Source organism: Streptomyces sp. NPDC050211, from assembly GCF_040656035.1.
Classification (GTDB): domain Bacteria; phylum Actinomycetota; class Actinomycetes; order Streptomycetales; family Streptomycetaceae; genus Streptomyces.
Window position 1 is genome coordinate 81215 of sequence record NZ_JBFALC010000018.1, and the last position, 11944, is coordinate 93158.

11 protein-coding genes and 1 tRNA gene are annotated in these 11944 nt (G+C 69.0%); 5 read left to right on the forward strand and 7 right to left on the reverse strand.

The window, feature by feature from the left end:
- The first annotated feature begins 193 nt into the window (after nucleotides 1-193).
- Entirely contained in the window at nucleotides 194-472 is a 279-nt protein-coding gene (locus tag AB0I98_RS20220; RefSeq protein ID WP_362943507.1) for a hypothetical protein, read from the forward strand.
- A 78-nt stretch (nucleotides 473-550) separates the two neighbouring features.
- On the opposite strand, the gene AB0I98_RS20225 is transcribed toward AB0I98_RS20220, so the two are convergent.
- Genes AB0I98_RS20225 through AB0I98_RS20235 form a run of 3 tightly spaced genes read right to left on the reverse strand, consistent with a single transcriptional unit; the run spans nucleotide 551 to nucleotide 3323 of the window.
- Nucleotides 551-1141: a hypothetical protein gene (locus AB0I98_RS20225; protein ID WP_362943510.1), complete on the reverse strand. Its 591-nt coding sequence runs from the start codon at nucleotides 1139-1141 to the stop codon at nucleotides 551-553.
- Nucleotides 1138-2622: a HAMP domain-containing sensor histidine kinase gene (locus AB0I98_RS20230; protein WP_362943513.1), complete on the reverse strand. Its 1485-nt coding sequence runs from the start codon at nucleotides 2620-2622 to the stop codon at nucleotides 1138-1140. The genes AB0I98_RS20225 and AB0I98_RS20230 overlap by 4 nt, the downstream gene beginning before the upstream one ends.
- Nucleotides 2622-3323 carry a response regulator transcription factor gene (locus AB0I98_RS20235; RefSeq protein ID WP_362943515.1) on the reverse strand — a complete coding sequence of 234 codons (702 nt, stop codon included), beginning with the start codon at nucleotides 3321-3323 and terminating at the stop codon, nucleotides 2622-2624. Before AB0I98_RS20235 ends, AB0I98_RS20230 begins: the two co-directional genes overlap by 1 nt.
- A 134-nt stretch (nucleotides 3324-3457) precedes the next feature.
- Here AB0I98_RS20235 and AB0I98_RS20240 point away from each other — a divergent pair, with 134 nt between their 5' ends.
- Both AB0I98_RS20240 and AB0I98_RS20245 read left to right on the forward strand, forming a co-directional pair.
- On the forward strand, nucleotides 3458-4294 hold the full coding sequence (locus AB0I98_RS20240) for an SGNH/GDSL hydrolase family protein (protein WP_362943518.1): 837 nt from the start codon (nucleotides 3458-3460) through the stop codon (nucleotides 4292-4294).
- Between the two features lie 173 nt (nucleotides 4295-4467).
- On the forward strand, nucleotides 4468-5715 hold the full coding sequence (locus AB0I98_RS20245; RefSeq protein ID WP_362943521.1) for an acyltransferase: 1248 nt from the start codon (nucleotides 4468-4470) through the stop codon (nucleotides 5713-5715).
- 344 nt (nucleotides 5716-6059) lie between these two features.
- Here the strand turns inward: AB0I98_RS20245 and AB0I98_RS20250 are convergent.
- The 3 genes from AB0I98_RS20250 to AB0I98_RS20260 form a co-directional block, all read right to left on the reverse strand.
- Nucleotides 6060-6133 (reverse strand) — tRNA-Pro (locus AB0I98_RS20250).
- Nucleotides 6134-6167: 34 nt separating this feature from the next.
- A complete protein-coding gene (locus AB0I98_RS20255; protein WP_362943524.1) occupies nucleotides 6168-6965 on the reverse strand; it encodes a Pr6Pr family membrane protein in 798 nt (265 codons plus the stop codon).
- 150 nt (nucleotides 6966-7115) lie between these two features.
- On the reverse strand, nucleotides 7116-8042 hold the full coding sequence (locus AB0I98_RS20260; RefSeq protein ID WP_362943526.1) for a metallophosphoesterase: 927 nt from the start codon (nucleotides 8040-8042) through the stop codon (nucleotides 7116-7118).
- Between the two features lie 115 nt (nucleotides 8043-8157).
- Here AB0I98_RS20260 and AB0I98_RS20265 point away from each other — a divergent pair, with 115 nt between their 5' ends.
- Nucleotides 8158-8622, forward strand: a complete 465-nt coding sequence (locus AB0I98_RS20265; protein ID WP_362943529.1) for a GatB/YqeY domain-containing protein — start codon at nucleotides 8158-8160, stop codon at nucleotides 8620-8622.
- Between the two features lie 139 nt (nucleotides 8623-8761).
- On the opposite strand, the gene AB0I98_RS20270 is transcribed toward AB0I98_RS20265, so the two are convergent.
- Nucleotides 8762-11053 (reverse strand): transglycosylase domain-containing protein, encoded by a 2292-nt coding sequence (locus AB0I98_RS20270; protein WP_362943533.1) that lies wholly within the window; start codon nucleotides 11051-11053, stop codon nucleotides 8762-8764.
- 531 nt (nucleotides 11054-11584) lie between these two features.
- Between AB0I98_RS20270 and wblA the strand changes: the two genes are divergently transcribed.
- On the forward strand, nucleotides 11585-11923 hold the full coding sequence (gene wblA, locus AB0I98_RS20275; RefSeq protein ID WP_362943536.1) for a transcriptional regulator WblA: 339 nt from the start codon (nucleotides 11585-11587) through the stop codon (nucleotides 11921-11923).
- Nucleotides 11924-11944: the final 21 nt, after the last annotated feature.

Sequence of the window (11944 nt, forward strand, 5' to 3'; positions counted from 1 at the left end):
TGCCGTGTTCGCCGCTCTCACGTCGTGTTCCTCTGATTCTTCGGATTCCTCGGACGGATCCCCCGCCGAAAGCCGGCCCAGCGGATCCCGCTCCGGGACACAGGCGTCCGATCCCACGAAGACGCCCACGCCCACGCCGTCGCCCTCGCCGACCGGGCCCTGCGCCGACGGGACGTGCGAGATCGAGGTCGCCGTGGGAGACGTCATCACCGTGCCCGAAACGTACGGCCTCGGGCCGATCGAGGTGAAGGCGATCAACGGCAGCGAGGTCGAGCTGGTCGCACCGCTCACGGGATCGGGCTACAGCGTCTCGGGCTGCTCCGGCGGCGGCAGCGTGTCATCGAACGGCACCGGCGGCGTCGGCCTCACCTGCGCCGAGGGCCCCGCCGCGACCATCAACGACGCCATGAGCCTGAAGGTCGTAAAGACCCTCGACTCCGCCGCAGTCCTCCGCATCGAACCCACCGGCTGACGTACGGCCCCAAAACCACTCAAGGACCCACCTGCCTGCTCGGTATTTGCGCAGGTCAGGGCGCTCCCAGGGGTGCCCTCACCTGGCCTGTGAGGTGGTCACCGGTGCCGCGTTGCCATTGGGGCCGCAGCGGACCGTCCAGGGGTTCTGGGAGCGAATGTTGTTCTCGTGGATGCGGATGTCGATCTGCGTGGGGGGTTTGTCGCCGGGTACTTCGGCGTGGGCGGCGGTGCAGGCGAGCTGGCTGACCGCTGTGACGTCGAGGTCGCCGGTGGCGACCCCTACAGGGACGAAGACGTCGACGGCTCCGTCGGCCGTGGTGGCGGTGAGTCGGCCCGCTATCGGCGGTACCTGACTGATCAGGCCGCGTTGGCGTTCGGCGGAGGTGGGGCCCTCCAGGAGGAGGTCGAGGGCTTGTTGCGGTTCGAGTGGCCGGTCCACTGGGCGTGAGACGGCGCGGATGCCGTGGGAGTCGGCGAAGTAGAGGCGTACGAGGCGGGCTTCGGTACCGGGCTGCTGAACGCCGGAGGCCGGTGCGCCGGCCGGCACGGGGCCGGTGGAGGAGATTCCGCAGCCGGGGGCTGTGGCGATGAGCAGGGCGGACAGGGCGCTGAGGGCGGCTGCCGCAGTGCGGGGGGAGCGCCGGGACCGGGTCGGGGGGCGTGTCATTGCTGTTCCTGCGGTGTGGCGGTGAAGGGGAGGGTGAGGGTGAAGGAGGCACCGCCGCCTGGGGTGTTGGTCGCGGTCAGGGTTCCGCCGTGCAAGAGGGCGTTCTCGTGGGCGATGGCCAGGCCGAGGCCGCTGCCCTGCGAGCGGGTGCGTGCCGTGTCGGCCTTGTAGAAGCGTTCGAAGACATGCGGGAGGACGTCGTCGGGGATGCCGGGTCCGTGATCGGTGACGGTGACGGTCGCCTGGTCGTTCTCGGCGCGAGCGGAGACGGTGACCGGAGGTCTGCCGTGGCGCAGTGCGTTGCCTATGAGGTTGGCCAGGATGACGTCGACGCGGCGGGGGTCGGCGCATACCGGAACCGGAGCCGGGAGGTCGGCGCTGACGCGTTCGTCGTCGGCCCAGCCGCGCAACTGGAGGGTCTTGGTCACGAGGGTGCGCAGGTCCGTCTCCTCCGCGCGCAGCGGGGCGGCCTTGGCGTCGAAGCGGGAGACCTCCATCAAGTCCTCGACCATGCGGGCGAGGGCGCGGGTCTCCTCGCTGATCAGCTGGACGGCGTCGGCGGTGTCCGCGGGCAGCACGCCAGAGGCGGCGTCCTCGTCGAGAACCTCGGTGACGGCGGTCATGGCCGCGAGGGGGGTACGCAGTTCATGGGCGACGTCGGCGGCGAAGCGGCGTGCGCCCGCTTCCATACGGCGCAGTTCCGCGTCGTCCCTCTCCAGGGCTTCGGCCATGGTGTTGAAGGAGTGGGTCAGATCGGCGAGTTCGTCGTGGCCTGCGAGGTCGAGGCGGGTGCCGAATTCGCCGGAGGCGATGCGTTCGGCGCCGCTGCGCAGGCGCCGTACGGGGCGCAGGACGCTGCGGGCCGCGAACAGGGCCGGGACTACGGCGAGGGCGAGTGCGGGGATCGCCCCGGCCTGAGCCGCGGTGACCAGGGCGGCGATGTCGGCCTGGTCGTCGTCGAGTTGGAAGGAGGCGTACACGGTCAGCCCGGAGAGCTTGCCTCCGCTGTTGGGCCCGCCGTTGGGCCGTCCGGGGTCGTCGGCGTAGGCAACGGGCATGCCGACGGCCAGCCAGGGACGGCCGCCGCGTTCGACATGCTGGTACGCCGCCTGGCCCGTCTCCTGGACAGCTTCGCGGAGCGCTTTCGGCACAGGCGGCGCGTCGGAGGAGGCTGACACCGGCTCGCCGCCCTGGTACGAGACGGAGGAGCGCCATGCCCGGGAGCCTCCGGCCCGGTCGAGCTGGACGGTCAGGCCGCGCAGGTCCTCGGCACGGGGCGGGGAGGTCAAGCCGGGGGCGAGGGAGTCGAGTTGGATGCGCAGATCGGCGACGGCGGTGTTCTGGCTGCGCTCCAGGATGGACGAGCGGGCCTGGTGGTAGGTGAGGCCCGCGGTGAGCAGAGCGCCGAAGGCCGTGGCCAGGAGGAAGGCGACGACGAGCCGTACCCGCAGCCCCCTGGGGACGCGGAGCCTGATGTTCATCAGAGGGGTCCGAAGCGGTAGCCGAAGCCGCGAACGGTCTGTACGTACACCGGCTTCCGTGGATCGTCCTCGATCTTGGCACGCAGCCGCATCACACAGGCGTCGACGAGGCGGACATCGCCGTAGAAGGAGTGCTCCCAGACCTGTTCCAGAAGCTGCTGGCGGCTGTAGACCTGGCCGGGGGAGGCGGTGAGGAACAGCAGCAGCTTGAGTTCGGAGGGGGCGAGGGCCAGTTCAACGCCGTGCTTGGTCACCACCAAAGTGGTGCGGTCCACGGTGAGATCCGCATGGTGCTCCGCCCCTGTCGTCGTGTGCGCTGCCGCCTGTGTGTCCTGGGCGGGCGCGACCCGGCGCAGGACGGCTTTCATCCGGGCCTCGATGATCTCCGTGCCGGCCGGTTTGACGATGTAGTCGTCGGCGCCCGCCTCCAGGCCGACGACCATGTCGATCTCGTCGCCGCGTGCGGAGAGGATGATGATGGGAATCTGTTTGCTCTCCCGGATCCGGCGGCACACTTCCAGGCCGCTCATCCGCGGCAGCATCAGGTCGAGCAGCACCAGGTCGGGTCGACAGCGTTCCAGGGCCAGCAGTCCGGTCTCGCCGCTGCCGACGACTTCCACTTCATGGCCCCGGCGCTTCAGCGCGAGGGTGACGCCTTTCTGTACGGCGGGGTCGTCTTCGATGAGCAGGACTCGTGCCATGGATGGTGTGCTCTTCTCCGGCTGGCGGCCTTGTTCTACCAGGGTGTTCGAAGCGTATGACGCCCGGTTCCGCGTTCCATGATGAAACGATGACGGCCCGCCCGGGCGGCGTTCGGGCGGGTTCCGCTGGAGACATGAACAACGAGACCACTGCCTCCCCGCGCCTCAAGCGCTCCGCCCGTCGCACTGCCGGCTTCACCCTTGCCGTCGCGGCGGCCGTGCTCGGACTCACCGCCTGCGGAGGATCCGGCAACGGCTCCGACACCGCCGTCGGCCGCGACACCGCCGCAACCGGCGACCAACAGGCGTCCGGCAGCCGGAAGAGCGACACGAAGCCGGACAAGCTGCTGTGGATGGGCGACTCCATCGGCGAGGTCGAGGCCCCCGCCCTCGGCGCGGCGATGAAGGCCGGCCACATGGAGTTCAGGTCGATGGCCGCCGCCGGGGGCGGCGGTGTCGTCGGCGAGATCGCGGATTCAACCTGGAAGACGCTCCCGAAGGAGCTGGCGTCCTTCAAACCGGACGTCGTCGCTTACCAGATCTCCACCTACGACTGGGGCACCCCCGACGAACAGCGCACCGCCTACGAGCGTCTGGTCAAGACGGTGAACGACGCGGGCGCCGAACTCCTCATCGTGTCCGCACCTCCCTTCAAGGCAGACGACTTCTACAAGCCGCACGAAGCCGCGATCAAAACCGCACCGAAGTCCGCCAAGGATGTCGCGGACAAGCACCCGGACATGGTCCGCTTCCTCGACGCCGCCGCCCTGTGGGGCACCGACAGCGCGGCAGCCAAGGCACAGCGCAGCAAGGACGGCATCCACTCCTGCCAGCAGGGCTCGGCCGCGTTCGCCAAGTGGTTCGGCGAGGAGCTGGGCAAGCAGTACGGCTTCACTCCGGCCGCAGTGGACAAGTGGGCAACCGGGGAATGGACCGGCGACAAGGTCTACAGCCGGCTCGGCTGCCAGTAGCCAACGGCCTGTAGCCCACGGCCGGGAGGGCCGTCGCCCGTCGTGACCGTACGCCGACCGCGAGGCAGCCCGAGCCCGGAGCCCGGTTTGCCTCCACCTTCCCCGTCCCGGGCTCGTAGCCGGGCCCGCCTCGCCCCTCCCGAGGGAGACCCATGCCCACCCAGGTTCCGCCTGTGAGCACCGACCGCCACGCTCGCACCGCCACCACCCCGGAGCCGTATGCCACGAAGCACATCGCACCGCTGGACGGTTTGCGCGGTCTGGCCGTCCTGGGTGTGCTGTTCTTCCACGCCGGCCACTTCAGCGGCGGCTTTCTCGGCGTCGACCTGTTCTTCGTGCTGTCCGGCTTCCTGATCACCGGTCTTCTGCTGAAGGAGACGCAGGGGCACAGCGGCCGCATCGACCTCGTCGCCTTCTGGGGGCGGCGCGCACGCCGCCTGCTTCCCGCGCTCGCCGTCACGATCGCGGGCACCCTGATCCTTGTCTGGGCGTTCGGCCCGCCGTCTCTGCTCCACTACGCTCTCGACGACGCACCGTGGGTGGCGGCGAACCTCGCCAACTGGCACTTCATCTCCGACCAGGTCGGATACTGGAACTCGGCCGACACACGGGTCTTCGGCCATCTGTGGAGCATCGCCGTCGAGGAGCAGTTCTACCTGATCTGGCCCCTGCTCCTCGGGCTTGCGGCCCGCGGCCGCCACGCACACCAGCGCGTCGCCGCCATGGCCGCGGCCGGAGCCGCCGTCTCGCTGGTCCTCATGATCGTGTTCACTGTCCCGACCGACACCACACGCGTCTACGAAGGCACTGACACCCGTGCCTTCTCACTCCTCCTCGGCTCGCTGATGGCCACGGCACCGGCCTCCCACCTCCTGGCCCGCGTTCGAGAACGCGCGGCCGGCTGGGCGAGCCTGGTCCTGGCATGCGGGATCGGGGCGTACTGGGCCACGGCCAACGGGCAGGACGCTCCCTCCCTGTTCCAAGGCGGGCTCTTCCTCCATGCGCTGGCCGCTGCCCTGCTCATCGCCTTCCTCGCCCAGGCGCCCCGGACTTCGGTCGGCCGCGTCCTCGCCGCGCCTCCCCTGCGCTGGTCCGGCCTGATCTCCTACAGCCTCTACCTGTGGCACTGGCCCGTCTACCTTCTGCTGAGCGAGGAACGCCTCGGCATGTCGGACTGGAGCCGCACGGCCGTCATCCTCGCCGTCTCCATCGCTGCCGCTTGGCTCTCCAAGGTCCTGGTGGAAGATCCGATCCGATACCGGGCCCGCTGGGCGAAGGGCCGCACCGGATCCACCGCCCTCCTGGCCACCATCGCCGCACTGGCGGCCCTATGGGCCCTCATCCCCCAGCCGCAGCCCGGAGCCGGTTCCGTCGATGTCACCCGCCTCGCTTCGACCGACGAGTCGCTTCAGCTCCGATAACCCCGCCCGGCCAGCACGCCGCGCACGAGCCCGCGGGGGGAGCCTCCCGCTGCTGAGCGGAGACCGGAGCTGGTGTGGCGCAAGCGCCGAGGGTCCCGCTGGAGACGATCGCGCTGCTGGTCAGTCACAGCAGTCAGGCCACCATCGAAGCGGTCTACCGCCAACAGCTCCGGCGGTCATCACGAAGTGCACCGAAGCGATGTACGAGATCGACGATGGTGACCAGGAACGGGACGACGAAAAGGCAAACGCCATCGCCTGATCAACTTCGTTGGCCCCCTGTTCGGCCCCCCGAGCACGACAAAGGGCCAATCGCGATCATGCGATTGGCCCTTTGACCTGCGTCGGGGTGGCGGGATTTGAACCCACGACCTCTTCGTCCCGAACGAAGCGCGCTGCCAAGCTGCGCTACACCCCGATCGTCGCTGCTCGTCGCGGCGACGTCGTTTACTTTAGCCCACCGGTGGCTGGAGACGAAATCCGGTTTTCGTGCGGTGGCGGGGGCGGTGGCGGAGGGGGTTCGGGCGGATGTGGTCGAGTGCTGTCAGGAGGACGGCCAGGGCGTAGATGGCGAGGCCGAGGAGGAGGGCGTTGCCGAGGACGCTCTTGTAGCCGTGGTGGCCGACGTCGAGGAAGGGGTAGAGGTAGCGGGCTGGCGTGCCGGACAGGATCAGTTCGCCCCGGGTGAGGGAGAACGCCAGGTAGGCGAGCGGGTAGAGGAGCCACGTCGCCGTCTGGCGCAGGTGCAGATGGCCGGGTGCCGTCAGCAGCAGCCAGTCCAGGACCGCCGCGATCGGCGTGACCGTGTGCAGTACTTGGTTAGTGATCGCCTGTATGCCCGTCGGCGCTGCCATCTCGCCGGTCATCGAGAACGGGCTCGCGGCATTCACCAGCAGCAGGTGGTAGACGAGGCCGGTGACCGCGACGTAGAGGAGTGTCGCGCCGGTCAGAGCCGACGGCAGTGGGCGGCGGGCGGTCCAGGAGCGGCGGGCCGCGAGGGTGAGGACCAGGGCCAGCAGGATGTTGCTCTGGATCGTGAAGTAGCTCAGGACCCGGACGGGGCTGCCCAGGGTCAGGTCGATGGCCACGGCTCCGGCCGCCATCAGGGCGACCAGCAGCCGGAACACGGCGGCCACCGGGCGCCGTACGGGAGGCACCACCGCCGTGGCGGGGACGGGCGAGGGCAGCAGCGCGGGTACTCCGGGAATCGCGGGCAGGTCCGGGATGTCCCTGGGTATCGGGGCGGTCATGCCCTCACGCTAAGGAGCGTGGACAAAACGGGCGATACGGGTGGGCCGTGTGGGTTACCCGGTCATCGCCGTCACCGTCGCTACTCCCGTCCTACTCCCGCCTGCTGCTCCCGTCCCGCTCCCGACCTACGCCTGTACTCCTGCTCCGTCCTACTCCCGTCCCACCAGCGTCAACAACGTCGCCTCCGGCGGGCACGCGAACCGTACCGGCGCATACCTGCTGGTCCCGCACCCCGCCGACACATGCAGATACGCCGTACGACCCTCCGCCTGATGCGTGGACAGCCCCTTCACGCGCTCCGTGTCCAGGTCGCAGTTGGTGACCAGGGCGCCGTAGAAGGGGATGCACAGCTGGCCGCCGTGTGTGTGGCCCGCGAGGATCAGGGGATAGCCGTCCGCCGTGAACGCGTCCAGCGCGCGCAGATACGGTGCGTGCACCACGCCCATCGAGAAGTCGGCGTCGCCGGAGGGGCCGCCGGCCACCCGCTCGTACCGGTCCCGCTTGATGTGCGGGTCGTCCACTCCCGTCAGCTCGACCGACGCGCCCTCGATCTTCAGCGTGCCGCGCGTGTTCGTCAGGTTCAGCCAGCCCGCCGCGTCGAAGCCGTCCCGGATGTCCTCCCACGGGTTGTGGACGGCGCCCACGACCGGCGGGTTGCCGTTGAGGCCGTGCTTGCCCCGGAGCTTCTCGGTCAAGTACCGGCCGGGGTTGCGGAGGGTGGGGCCGTAGTAGTCGTTGGAGCCGAAGACGTACGCACCCGGGAACTCCATCAGCGGGCCCAGCGCGTCCAGCACCTCGGGGACGCCCTCCGGGTCGGACAGGTTGTCGCCCGTGTTGAGGACGAAGTCGGGGCGCAGGCCGGCCAGCGAGCGCAGCCAGCGCTGCTTCTTGCGCTGGCCGCTCACCATGTGGATGTCGGAGACCTGGAGCATGCGCAGCGGCCGCATCCCGGCAGGCAGGACCGGGACGGTCACCCGCCTCAGACGGAAGGAGCGGGTCTCGACACCCGCCGCATAGACCAGACCGGCGGCACCAGCCGCCGCGATTCCCAGGGGAACTCCGTATCGCGCGCGCATACAACCATCGTGTCAGACCGCGGCCGTTCCCTGCGCCGGGCCCTGGGCCGACCGCGCCCGACCTCCCGCTAAATCAACGGGCGTCGGTCGTCCCGTACCTGCGACAATCAAACGCATGACCAACCTCAAGTCGAAGCTGCAGGACGACCTCAACACCGCGATCAAGGAGCGCGACGAGCTCCGCTCCTCGACGCTCCGGCTGACGCTCTCCGCGATCACCAAGGAGGAGGTCGCGGGCAAGGAGAAGCGCGAGCTCTCCGACGACGAGGTGCAGAAGGTGATCACCCGTGAGGCGAAGAAGCGGCGCGAGGCCGCCGACGCCTTCGCGCAGGGCGGTCGCCCCGAGCAGGCCGAGCGGGAGAAGGCGGAGGGCGAGGTGCTCGCCGCGTACCTGCCCAAGCAGCTCGGCGACGCCGAGCTGGAGCAGATCGTCGCGCAGGCCGTCGAGGAGGCCAGGGCGGCGGGCGCCGAGGGGCCGCGCGCCATGGGCGCCGTCATGAAGATCGTGAACCCGAAGGTCGCCGGGCAGGCGGAGGGCGGCCGCGTCGCCGCCGCGGTCAAGAAGCTGCTCGCGGGCTGACGGGGCGACGGGGCGACGGGGCTGACAGCAGCCGCTCCTGCGGCGACATGCGACAGCTGTCCCGGCGGCCTTACGACAATGGGGGCGCCTCTTCGAAAAGGGGCGCCCCCATCACGTCGTACCGGAACTACCGGCCCCGTCAGGGCCAGTTCCCCCCATTCCCGTTCCCGTTGTTCCCGCCGTCCTGCCCCTCGAAAAGGTTCTCCGGGATGGAGAAGGAGGGCGTCGGTTCGGCGCCGCCGTTGCCGCCACCGATCAGACCGCCGATGAGGCCGCCGTTCTCGTCGCCGTTGTCACCGTCGTCGTTGCCGTTCCCATTGCCGTCTCCGTCGCCATCGCCGTCGCCGCGGCCCGTGTCGGCCTCCGGGATGTCGACGAGGTTGAACGGGGGCGCTTCCTTGTCCGCCAGCGCGCCGGTCATCATGTCCCGCCAGATGGGGCCGGGGACCTCACCACCGAACACCTTGTCGTAATCGACGCCGCCGATGGTGATGTCGGACATCTGCCGGTCGTGCGCGGGGTCGCCGACCCAGACGGCACCGGCCATGTTGGGCGTGTAGCCCACGAACCAGGCGGCGTAACGCTCGTCCGTCGTACCGGTCTTACCGGCGCTCGGCCGGCTGCCGAGTCCGGCCTGGGTACCCGTACCGTCCTCGACCACGCCTCGCAGCAGCGTGTTGATGGTGTCGGCCGTGTTCTCGGACATGGCGCGCGAGCAGGTCGACTTCGGGACGTCGAGCGACTTGGTCTTTCCGCCGATCCGCTGGCTGATGGACTCGATGGCGACCGGTGTGCAGTACATCCCGCGCGAGGCGAAGGTCGCGTAACCGGCGGCCATGGTCAGCGGGGACATCTCCTGGGTGCCGAGGGCGATCGCCGGACCCTGGTCCATCTTCGCGCCGTCCGCCCGCTGGACGCCCATCTTCTTGGCCATCTCGACCACCGGGCAGGTGCCGATGTCGGCGATCATCTCCACGTAGTAGGTGTTGACGGACTTCGCCGTCGCTTCCTCCATGGAGTACGGGCCCACCTCGGTCTCGTTCTCGTTGGTGAGCTTGACCGGGTCGGGCCCGTCGTTGCGGTAGACCTTGCCGTCGCACTGTTGGATCGGGCTCGGGTAGTTCATCTCGTACGGCGCCGCATACGTCTTGTTCGCCGGCATACCGCCCTCCAGCGCGGCCGCCGCCACGATCGGCTTGAACGTCGAACCGGGCTGATAGCCCGCGCCGCCGCCCATCGCCCGGTTCACGGAGAGGTTGAGCTGCGTCTCGTTCTTGCCGAAGCCGTACGGACGCGACTGGCCCATCGCCAGGATCTTGCCGGTGCCCGGCTCGACGATGGTGGCGGCGGTCGCCACTTCGTCGGTCTTGTACACGTGATCCTTGATCGACTGCTGGGCCGACTCCTGGGCCTGCGGGTCGAGCGTCGTACGGATCGTCAGACCGCCCTGGTTCCAGACCTTCGCCCGGGCCTCCTTGGTCTTGCCGAAGGTCTTGTCGCTCAGGAACACCTCGCGCACGTAGTCGCAGAAGAAGCCGGCGCCCTTGACCGCCGTGATGCACCCGTTCTTCGGCTTGCTGACCTTCAGCCCCAGCGGTGCCTCCTTGGCCTTGTCGGCCTCCGCCTGGGAGACGTCGCCGACGTCGGCCATGCGCTGCAGCACGGTGTTGCGCCGCTTGGTGGCCTCGGCCTCGTCGTTGACGGGGTCGTACCGGCTGGGGGACTGGACGATGCCGGCGAGGAGGGCCGACTCCTGGAGGTTGAGGTCCTTGGCGGACTTGGAGAAGTACCGCCGGGCGGCCGCCTCGACGCCGTACGCCTGCTGGCCGAAGAACGTGATGTTCAGGTAGTTCTCGAGGATCTTCTTCTTGCCGAGCTCCTCCTCGACCTGGATCGCGTACTGCAGCTCCTTGATCTTGCGGCCGAGGGTCTGCTGGGTGGCCTGGGCGACCTTCGTCGGGTCGTCGCCGGCCTCCTCCACGAAGACGTTCTTCACATACTGCTGGGTGAGCGTGGACGCGCCCTCGGCGACGCCGCCGCTCTGCGCGTTCCGGTTCAGCGCGCGCAGGACGCCCTTAAGGTCGATCGCGCCGTGCTGGTAGAAGCGCGAGTCCTCGATCGCGACGATCGCCTTCTGCATGTACGGCGAGATGTGCTTGAGGTCGACCACCGTGCGGTCACGGGAGTAGACCGTGGCGATCTGGTCGCCCTTGGCGTCGAGGATGGTGGTGCGCTGGCTCAGCGGTGGCTGCTTGAGGTTGGCCGGGATCTTGTCGAACCCCTCGACCGATTCTTTCGCGGCCAGCCCCAGCGCGCCGAACGCGGGCAGCGCGATGCCGGCCAGCACAGCTCCCGCGAGCACACTGACACCGAGGAACTTTGCGGCCTCCTGCGTGGGCGACAGCCCACCACCCGAGCGCTTCTTTCGCATGAGGGCAGCCTAATCCGTACTTGAGTCCGATCCGAGGGACCGGTGGGTCCCGAGAGGTTCGAACCCGTCACATACAGGGGTACACACAAGTGTCCCGAGCCCGTCCGGATCACGGCATGGCAACGCCGACCGCCTACCTTCTCATTCGCCGGACACGCCGACAGGCCTTGGCCTAAGCTGCTCTCAACTGTCACAGCAGTGAGGTCACGTATCAATACGTCCGGCGACCCCGAATCGTTCCGGAAGTAGCCCAACTTTTTTGTAGGCGCGTGCCCGAATCCGCCTTGTGTGTCACTCGGCGTCCGTTGTGACTCTGGAGAACTGTCCCGGTTTGCCGGGATGATCACGCATGTCGTCACCTCACTCCCCCGGGTGATCTGCCGCTTACCCATAGTCCGTTCGGGCCATTCAAGATTGGGCCCGCTGGGGGTGTTGCGCTGTGCCCACCTTCCGTAACGTCCTCAACTGGCGGCGGTGAATATGCCGCTGCCGCCGTGGGGGAGCCTCGATTCGGGAGAGGACGGCGCCGGTATGGGCTGGGTAACCGACTGGAGTGCGCAGGCGGCCTGTCGCACTACCGATCCGGACGAACTGTTCGTTCAAGGAGCAGCGCAGAACAGGGCCAAGGCGGTGTGCACCGGATGTCCGGTGCGGACCGAGTGCCTGGCCGATGCGCTGGACAACCGCGTCGAGTTCGGCGTGTGGGGAGGAATGACCGAGCGGGAGCGCCGCGCACTGCTGCGCAGGCGGCCCACCGTGACCTCCTGGCGCCGACTGCTGGAGACCGCGCGGACGGAGTACGAGCGGGGGGCCGGCATTCTGCCCCTCGACGACGACGAGGTGTACGAGAACTACGCGGCGGTGGGCTGAAGCCACCCCTTCAGGGGGTTC